Raw genomic sequence first — 8,426 nt, 5'->3', positions numbered from 1 at the left:
CCGCCACGCACCGCGCGGGCCGATGCCGATGCCGATGCCGATGCCCGCGCGGTGACCATGGTCGAGGTCGGTGGGCTGTCCCGCTCCGACACCGACGGCTTCGCGGCCGAACTGCAGGCGATCATCCAGGATGTGCGGACGGCCACCGCACCCGCCGAGGGCGTGCCTCCGGACCGGGCGGACGGCTCGGCCCGGTCGGACTCGTCGGCTCGGACGCCGTCGGACCGGACGGCAACAGCCATCTGGGCCTCCGGGACCCCCACCGGATCCGGGGACCCCACCGAACAGGAGCTGTGATGTCCGTCAACTCCGGCCTTGCCGCGTTGTCCGATCATCTTCTCGGCGTGACCATGGCGGTCTACGCGCTGGCGATGCTCGGTTATGCGGCCGAGTTCGCCTTCAGTCGCTTCGGGCGCACCTCCGGCGCCACGGCCCTGGTGGAGCGCCGGACGGGGGCGTCGGTGTCACCGGTGTCATCGGTGCCGGTCACGGCGGTCACGGCACCCGGACGGGTTGCCGCCATGGTCGGCGCGGACGCGGCGGGGGTGTCCGTCCCCCGTGCGGCGGACAATCATGATCTTGTTGTGGACCCTGCTGCCGCGGCACTTGCCGCGGCGGACGCCCGAGCGGCCCAGCGGGCTTCCGATCGGGCAGCCGTGACCGCGGTGATGGCCGGGGAGGGTGCGGACCCGTCGACCTCACCCCGGGCGCGCTGGATCGGCCGGACCGCGGTAGTGCTGACCGTCCTCGGGTGTGCGGCGCACGTGGGTTCGGTGACGGCCCGGGGCCTGGCCGCGAACCGGGTGCCGTGGGGGAACATGTACGAGTTCTCATCCATGATCACCTTGGTTGCCGTGCTGACCTATCTGGGCATGCTGGCCCGGACCCGGGCGCGGATCCGTTGGCTGGGCGTCTTCGTGATGCTGCCGGTGGTCCTCTACCTCGGTCTCGCCGGCACGGTGCTCTACGTGGCGGCGGGCCCCCTTGTCCCGGCGCTCAACTCCTACTGGCTCAAGATTCACGTTGTGGCGGCGATCGTGGCCAGCGGCGTGTTCATGGTCTCGGCGGTCACCACCGTCCTGTACCTGCTCAAGGACCGCTGGGAGAACCGGCTCGCGGCGGTCGCCACCGGCCGGGCCGAGGCCTCCGCGGCGATGCGCAGGCGCGGTGGGATCATGATGCGCCTGCCCGCGGCCGCGTCGCTGGACCGCATCACCTACCGTGTGATCGGCTTCGCATTCCCGGTCTGGACGTTCGCGGTCGTCGCCGGCGCCATCTGGGCGGAGGCGGCCTGGGGCCGTTACTGGGGCTGGGATCCCAAGGAGACGTGGTCGTTCATCACCTGGGTGATCTACGCGGCCTACCTGCATGCCCGTGCCACCGCCGGCTGGAAGGGTCGTAGGGCCGCAGCGATATCGCTGCTGGGTTTCAGCGCGCTGTTCGTCGACTACTACCTGGTGAACCTGGTGATCTCGGGCCTGCACTCCTATGCAGGTATCGACGGCTGACATCGCCGACGGATCATGCTAATGGTCGGGTGGCTGGCGCTGTCGACGGATCATGCTAATGGTCGGGTGGCTGGCGCCGCCGACGAAGCACGCCAATAGCCGGGTGGCTGACGCCCTCGACGGATCACGCCAATAGCCGACTGAGGCCGACGGGGTCACGCCGAGGGCTGGCGCTTGGAAACGCCGGCCCACCGGCGCCGGGCCCGTTGACGTTGCCGTGAGGACCGCTCGCGGTCAGCTCCGGGACGTGCCGTCGCCGTCCCCGCGGCGGATGCGCTCGGACAGTTCCCGCAGGAACTCGGGGTTGTCGTCGGGTGCGACCAGCCGTGGCGCGGGACTCCGGCGCGGCCATGACGGTCGCCGGGCGGCCGTCGGCCCGTCCTGGTCGCCGTCCCGGCTGCCCCGGCCGAAGCCGTCACCGCCGGCCCAGCGACCCCGGCCCTCCCACATCGGATGATCGGTAGGACCGATACCCTCGCCGGCCCGGTCGTTCTGGCGAGGGCGGCCGACAATGAACCAGACCACGCCGCCGACGGCGTAGAAGAGAACGATGATCACAATCCAGGCAATCTTGGGGAACATGCGCACGGCAACGGATGGGGTCATGATCGCGTCAATGAGCGCGAAAATCCAGAAGCCGAAGACCACCAGCGTCAGTACGAACCCCACCACCGCACCGTTGCTCCTCTCCAGTCTTCGCTCCGTCCGTCATGACCGTCCGTCATGACCTGGAGTCCTGATCGCGTGCCGATCCATACCCGTCATTCGACGGTACAGCTAATGCCTATTGGAACAGCGAATGCCCATTGGAGCCGTCCGCCCGTTCAGTCGGATCAGTAGCGCCGGGGCGGCTGGTGCGCAATGACAACACTCCTAGTGTGCTCCTTTCGATCGCCGGACGTGCCGCATGGGCGGTAACCACCGGGTGCGGGCAATCCGGGTGCGGGCCTCGGCACGGCCGCCTGCCCGATGCCCGGTGGCGGCCGCCGGCCTGGCGCAGCCGCGGGGCGGGCCGGCCGGCGCGGCGGTTGCTGCGAGGATGGACGTCATGGCCTGGGCGGATCTGCGTGCGTTCCTCGTTCATCTCGAGCGTCACGGCGACCTGCGGCACGTCCGCGTCCCGGTCGACCCGGTCCTGGAAGTCACCGAGATCGTTACGCGGGTGGTGCGCGAGCGCGGGCCGGCACTGCTGTTCGACCAGCCGCTTGGCGCCGACATGCCACTGGCCATCAACGTCTTCGGAACCGAACAGCGGATGGCCGCCGCGCTGGGGGCCGGCAGCCTCGACGAGATCGGCGACCGGATCGCCGCCCTGCTCAGGCCCGAGCTTCCCGTCGGGCTCGGAGGGCTGCGGGAGGCTTTCGGCAAAGTCGCCGCGCTCCGGTCGGTGCCACCCCGCAAGGTCCGGACCGCGCCGTGTCAGGACGTCGTGCTCAAGGGCTCGGACGTCGACCTGCTCCGCCTGCCCGGCGTGCATGCCTGGCCGGATGACGGTGGCGTGTTCCTGAACCTGGGGCTCACCCACACGAAGCACCCTGAGACCGGTCAGCGCAATCTCGGCATGTACCGGCTGCAGCGCCATGACGCCCGGACGGTCGGCATGCACTGGCAGATCCACAAGGATTCCAACGCCCATCACGCCGTCGCCGAGCGTCGGGGGGAGAGGCTGCCGGTGGCGATCGCGTTCGGCTGCGACCCGGCGGTGACCTACGCGGCCTCCGCCCCGCTGCCGGCGGAGATCGACGAGTACCTGTTCGCTGGGTTCCTACGCGGCGAGCGGGTGGAGATGGTCGACTGCCTGACTGTTCCGCTGCAGGTGCCGGCGAACGCCCAGGTCGTGCTCGAAGGCTGGCTGGAGCCGGGGGAACGGCGTCCGGAGGGTCCGTTCGGCGATCACACGGGTTTTTATACGCCGGTCGAACCGTTCCCCGCCCTGCACGTCGACGTGATGACCATGCAGCGTGACCCGGTCTTCCAGACGATCGTCGTGGGTCGACCGCCGCAGGAGGACGGACCGCTCGGCAAGGCAACCGAGCGGATCTTCCTGCCGCTGGTACGGATGATGATTCCGGAGATCGTCGACTACGACCTCCCGGTCGAAGGTGTCTTCCACAACTGCGCGATCGTCTCGATCGAGAAGCGCTATCCCAAGCACGCGCAGAAGGTCATGCACGCCATCTGGGGCGCCGGGTTGCTGTCGCTGTCCAAACTCGTCGTGGTCGTGGACGCCGACTGCGACGTCCACGACTACTCCGAGGTGGCATGGCGGGCGTTCGGCAACGTCGACTACGCCCACGACCTGCTGACCACGATCGGTCCGGTCGACCACCTCGACCATGCCTCGTACGAGCAGTTCTTCGGCGGGAAGATCGGCGTGGACGCGACGCGCAAACTCCCGACCGAGGGATACCGTCGCGAGGGCGGCTGGCCCGCGGAGGCTGTGATGGACCGGACGGTCAGGGACCGGGTCGCCCGGCGCTGGAAGGAGTACGGGCTATGACCACCGTCCACGGTGGGGATGTGCCGGCTGCCGGGCCGTCACGGGAGTTGATCATTGGTGAGTGACGCGACGTTCGCCCCGGGAATGCCGGGGCCGGCATCGGCGCCCGACGGTCCCGTCCGCGCCTTCCTGCGGGTGGTGGTGATCGAGCACTCGGTGTTCGCGCTGCCGTTCGCCTACGTGTCCACGCTTGCCGCGTCGTTCAACGCGTCCCGGTCCGTGCACTGGCTGGACATCGCGCTGGTGACCGTCGCGATGGTCGCCGCCCGCACCTTTGCGATGGCGACCAACAGGATCATCGACCGGAAGATCGACGGACGTAATCCGCGGACGGCCGGACGGGAGCTGGTCACCGGCGTCGTGTCGGTGCGCACGGCCGCGGTCGGCGCGGCGATCGCCCTGGTGGTCTTCTGCGGGTCCGCCGCGGCACTGTCCTGGCTCTGCCTGGCCCTCGCGCCGTTCGCGGTCGCCCCCCTGGTCGTCTACTCCTACGCCAAGCGGTTCACCAACTTCCCGCACGCCGTCCTCGCGCTGGCCCAGGCGGTCGCGCCGGTCGGCGCCTGGATCGCGATCACCGACCGCTGGTCGTGGGCCGCGGTCGTGCTCGGGGTCGCGGTCGGTACCTGGATAGCCGGTTTTGACCTGATCTACTCCTGCCAGGACGCCGAGGTCGATCGCGGGATCGGCGTGGGTTCGGTGCCGGCCCGTTTCGGGGTCCATGCGGCGTTGACCGCCTCGATCGTCACCCATGTCGTGACGTTCGTCCTGTTCGTCGTGTTCGGGCTGATGGAGAACTTCGGCCTGTGGTGGTGGGCGGGTCTTACGGTGACCGCCGCCGCGTTCTGCTACGAGCACGCGATCGTCTCCGCGGACGACCTGTCACGGGTGAACCGGGCTTTCCTGACCGCCAACGGATTCGTCGGCATCGCCCTGTTCGGCTTCGCCGTCATCGATCTCGTCTCCCGCGGCCTGACCTGGTGACCGCCGGAACGACCAGAATGACCGGGACCACCGGGACATGGTGATCCCGCAGGTGGGCGGAGGCGAACCGCGGCGGCCGTGGGTGGTGGGCGTCAGCGGTGCGAGCGGAACGCCCTATGCGGCGTCGGTGCTTCGCGGCCTGTTGGACGCCGGGCTGCCGGTGGATCTGGTCGTCTCCAGGGCGGCCCGGCTCACGCTGCTGGACGAGACCGGGGTCACCTGGCGGGACGGCAGCTGGCCGCAGGCGCTGGCCGGCTGGCTCGGCGTCGACCCGTCCACCGTCGGGTCGGCGGTCGCGGCGGATCTGGTCCGCCACTGGTCCTGCGGTGACCTCGCAGCCGGGCCGAGCAGCGGTTCGTACCTGACCAGAGGGATGATCGTCGTTCCGGCAAGCACGGCCACCGTGGCCGGGATCGCGCTCGGGCTGTCCAAGGACCTGCTGCAACGTGCCGCCGACGTGACACTGAAGGAAGGCCGCCGGTTGGTGGTCGTGCCCCGGGAGATGCCGTTCACCCGCTCGACCCTGCTGCACATGCTGTCGCTGCACGACGCGGGCGCGGTGGTGGCGGCTGCCAGCCCCGGCTTCTACGCCGGAGCGACCGATGCGCGCTCGCTCGTGGACTTCGTCGCCGGCAAGGTCCTGGACGCGGCCGGCGTGCCCAACAGCCTCCTGCGCCGATGGACCGGTGAGCTCGGCGCCGCCCGGCGCCTGCCCTCATGACCACCGCGGATCCGGCGGGTCGTACCGTGAATCGGCGGCATCCGTACTCATGCCGGTTCGGGATGCCAGTTGGGGAGATGAATACCAGGCCGGGACAGAGGCGAGCATGGCACGCGACGACAGCAGGAAGAAAGACGGCAGCGGGAAGAAAGACGCGGCGGCGAACCCGAACCGGGTGCCGCAGCGCCGGACGCCCACCCCAAGCGGTGGTTCGGGTACACGTCCGGGCCAGTCCGCCAGGCGTCCCGGGCCCGACCTGGCCCCGCCCGACCTACGAGCGCAGTTGCCGTATTTCGCCGCGCGGATCGCCGCACTGCTCGTGATGCTGGCCATCCTGCTCATCCTGAGTGTGAATCCCATCCTCGCGTTACTGGCCGGTCTTGTGATCGTGGGTGTGCTGACCTACCCGCTGGGCCGGTTGCAGCGCAAAGCCGCGCAGCGGGCTGCCGGGCGTGCTGATGCCGGCCCGCGCTCCAGCGCCGGCCCGGCCCGCCGGTGACTCGGACGAGTTTGAGCTGACGGCCCGCGGCAGGCCGCGGCGCGGCGTACGCCACCAGCCGGTCGCCCGCGGCCAGCCGGGCAGCGGAAGCGGCGCGAAGTCCACCTCGGTACCACCAGCCGGTCGCCCGCGGCCAGCCGGTCGTACGGCGCCGCGATCTCTTCCTTATCATCCTCGAAGGCGTCTGGTCACTGACCGTGTTGCTACTCATGTGGACGTGAGCGGACTAGTCACCACATGACCCTGATGTGTCACGCCCGAATTGCCACCGAAGCAAGAACCTTCTGTATATTGACTGTCAACGCTCTGTGACAGGAGGCTCTGTGACAACGACACCAACACCGCAATCCGCTCCTCTGCTGACGCCTGCCGAGGTGGCGAGCATGTTCCGGGTGGACCCGAAGACGGTGACCCGCTGGGCCAAGACCGGGAAGCTGACTTCGATCCGCACCCTCGGCGGCCACCGGCGTTACCAGGAAGCGGAGGTCCGCGCGCTCCTCACCGGCATCTCGCCCGGGGACGCTCTGGCCTAGATCGTGTTTCTTCCGCACCCGGGGTTCCTCCCAGGTTGGCGAAGCCGACCTGGGAGTTCCGGGAGGCCCAGCTCTCGGGTCGTTGGCCGGCGTGTCGGGGGTTTGTGGTGCCGCGGGTCACGTGTCGGCGAGATGTCGCACCGAGCGGGGCTACCCTCGTTCTCATGGACGTCGGGCTCAAGCGTGAGATCGAGGCGAAGGTTCACGCCGGCGAGCGGCTTAGCCGAGCGGACGGCGAGGCCCTCTACACCAGCGACGAGCTGGCCTGGCTGGGGGAGCTGGCGCACTCCGTCCGCGTCCGCAAGAACGGGGACGCGACGTACTTCAACGTCAACCGGCATCTGAACCTCACGAACGTGTGCGCGGCATCCTGCGCCTACTGCTCGTTCCAGCGCAAACCTGGCGAGACCGACGCGTACACGATGCGCATAGAAGAGGCGGTGCGGCTGGCCAGGGCGATGGAGCCCGCTGGCATCACCGAGCTGCACATCGTCAACGGCCTGCACCCCACACTGCCGTGGCGTTACTATCCGCGATCGCTGCGTGAGCTGTCCAAGGCGCTGCCGGGTGTGGCGCTCAAGGCGTTCACGGCCACCGAGATCCACTGGTTCGAGAAGATCAGCGGCCTGCCCGCCGAGGAGATCCTCGACGAGCTGATCGACGCCGGTCTGGAATCGCTGACCGGGGGCGGAGCGGAGATCTTCGACTGGGAGGTCCGCCAGCACATCGTGGGGCACGAGACGCACTGGGAGGACTGGTCGCGCATCCACCGCCTTGCCCATTCCAAGGGCCTGCGGACACCGGCCACCATGCTCTACGGCCACATCGAACAACCACGGCACCGGGTCGACCATGTTCTGCGACTGCGCGAGCTGCAGGATGACACCGGCGGGTTCGTGGTGTTCATCCCGTTGCGCTTCCAGCATGATGCCGCCGGTGACCCCCGCAACCGGCTCATGAACCAACCGATGGCGACCGGGGCCGAGGCGCTGAAGACATTCGCGATATCTCGGCTGCTCTTCGACAACGTCGATCACATCAAGTGCTTCTGGGTGATGCACGGTCTGACCACCGCCCAGCTCGCCCTGAACTTCGGCGCGGACGACCTGGACGGGTCCGTCGTCGAATACAAGATCACCCATGACGCCGACGGTTTCGGAACGCCGGACACGATGACCCGTGACGACCTGCTCGGGGTGATCAGGGATGCCGGGTTCCGCCCGGTGGAGCGAGACACCCGATACCGCGTGATCCGAGAGTTCGACGGTCCCGACCCCGCCCGCCGGGACCTCCCCCAAGAGATCAGTGCCTAGCCGAAGGCGACGCGATCATGTTTTTCGCGCCGCCGGAGGCGTTGAAGAGACCGATGCCCGAAGGCGGCGCGATCATGGATAGTGACCAGCTGGACGACCGAGATGAGCGGACGTCACAACCGGCCCCGCCGGGGCGCCGTGCCCGGCCGAAGGGATCCGTGGGGATCGGCTCCATCTTCACGCTGGCCTTCCTGGTGATTCTCCTGCCGGGTGTGGCTGGGTATGCCCTGCTGCGGCTCGCCGGTCTGGCGATCGGCCCGTCCGGCCTGCTCGGCCTGCTGCTGATGTTTGTCTGTCTGGGGCTGTATCCGTCCCTGCTGCAACGTCTGGGCTGGGTGCCCCGGCGTGCACGCCGGCCGAGATGACAGTGA

The 8,426-nt window shown here is 69.0% G+C and carries 9 protein-coding genes and 1 pseudogene; 9 read left to right on the top strand and 1 reads right to left on the bottom strand.

What is annotated here, in order from left to right:
* Together DD1DGNOD_RS30170 and ccsB are read left to right on the top strand one after the other, a co-directional pair.
* Window positions 1-297, top strand: a pseudogene (locus tag DD1DGNOD_RS30170) (cytochrome c biogenesis protein ResB); the annotation flags it as partial.
* The gene (gene ccsB / locus DD1DGNOD_RS23430; protein WP_131768582.1) at window positions 297-1,508 is read left to right on the top strand and encodes a c-type cytochrome biogenesis protein CcsB; all 1,212 of its coding nucleotides are present in this window, start codon (window positions 297-299) and stop codon (window positions 1,506-1,508) included. The pseudogene DD1DGNOD_RS30170 and the gene ccsB, both read left to right, overlap by 1 nt.
* 234 nt (window positions 1,509-1,742) lie before the next feature.
* Here the strand turns inward: ccsB and DD1DGNOD_RS23425 are convergent, their stop codons facing one another.
* A complete protein-coding gene (locus DD1DGNOD_RS23425) occupies window positions 1,743-2,180 on the bottom strand; it encodes a PLD nuclease N-terminal domain-containing protein (RefSeq protein WP_131768581.1) in 438 nt (145 codons plus the stop codon).
* 376 nt (window positions 2,181-2,556) lie between these two features.
* On the opposite strand from DD1DGNOD_RS23425, the gene DD1DGNOD_RS23420 reads away from it, so the two are divergent.
* The 7 genes from DD1DGNOD_RS23420 (at window position 2,557) to DD1DGNOD_RS23390 (ending at window position 8,420) form a co-directional block, all read left to right on the top strand.
* Complete coding sequence (locus DD1DGNOD_RS23420; RefSeq protein ID WP_131768671.1) at window positions 2,557-4,008, top strand: menaquinone biosynthesis decarboxylase; 1,452 nt, start codon at window positions 2,557-2,559, stop codon at window positions 4,006-4,008.
* Window positions 4,009-4,065: 57 nt separating this feature from the next.
* Window positions 4,066-4,989, top strand: coding sequence for a menaquinone biosynthesis prenyltransferase MqnP (gene mqnP, locus DD1DGNOD_RS23415; RefSeq protein ID WP_131768580.1), 924 nt, complete (start codon window positions 4,066-4,068; stop codon window positions 4,987-4,989).
* Between the two features lie 37 nt (window positions 4,990-5,026).
* Entirely contained in the window at window positions 5,027-5,710 is a 684-nt protein-coding gene (locus DD1DGNOD_RS23410; protein ID WP_131771038.1) for a UbiX family flavin prenyltransferase, read from the top strand.
* 106 nt (window positions 5,711-5,816) lie between these two features.
* Window positions 5,817-6,209, top strand: a complete 393-nt coding sequence (locus tag DD1DGNOD_RS30165) for a DUF4133 domain-containing protein (protein ID WP_241251805.1) — start codon at window positions 5,817-5,819, stop codon at window positions 6,207-6,209.
* A gap of 323 nt (window positions 6,210-6,532) precedes the next feature.
* Complete coding sequence (locus tag DD1DGNOD_RS23400; RefSeq protein WP_131768578.1) at window positions 6,533-6,742, top strand: BldC family transcriptional regulator; 210 nt, start codon at window positions 6,533-6,535, stop codon at window positions 6,740-6,742.
* A 164-nt stretch (window positions 6,743-6,906) separates the two neighbouring features.
* Window positions 6,907-8,055, top strand: coding sequence for an aminofutalosine synthase MqnE (mqnE, locus tag DD1DGNOD_RS23395; protein WP_131768577.1), 1,149 nt, complete (start codon window positions 6,907-6,909; stop codon window positions 8,053-8,055).
* 17 nt (window positions 8,056-8,072) lie between these two features.
* Window positions 8,073-8,420: a hypothetical protein gene (locus DD1DGNOD_RS23390; protein WP_241251804.1), complete on the top strand. Its 348-nt coding sequence runs from the start codon at window positions 8,073-8,075 to the stop codon at window positions 8,418-8,420.
* The last annotated feature ends 6 nt before the right edge of the window (window positions 8,421-8,426 follow it).

This window comes from Candidatus Protofrankia californiensis, from assembly GCF_900634765.1.
GTDB classification, from domain to species: Bacteria; Actinomycetota; Actinomycetes; order Frankiales; family Frankiaceae; genus Protofrankia; species Protofrankia californiensis.
The sequence above is the reverse complement of the archived record's forward strand: the minus strand, read 5'-3'. Positions and strand labels throughout refer to the sequence as shown.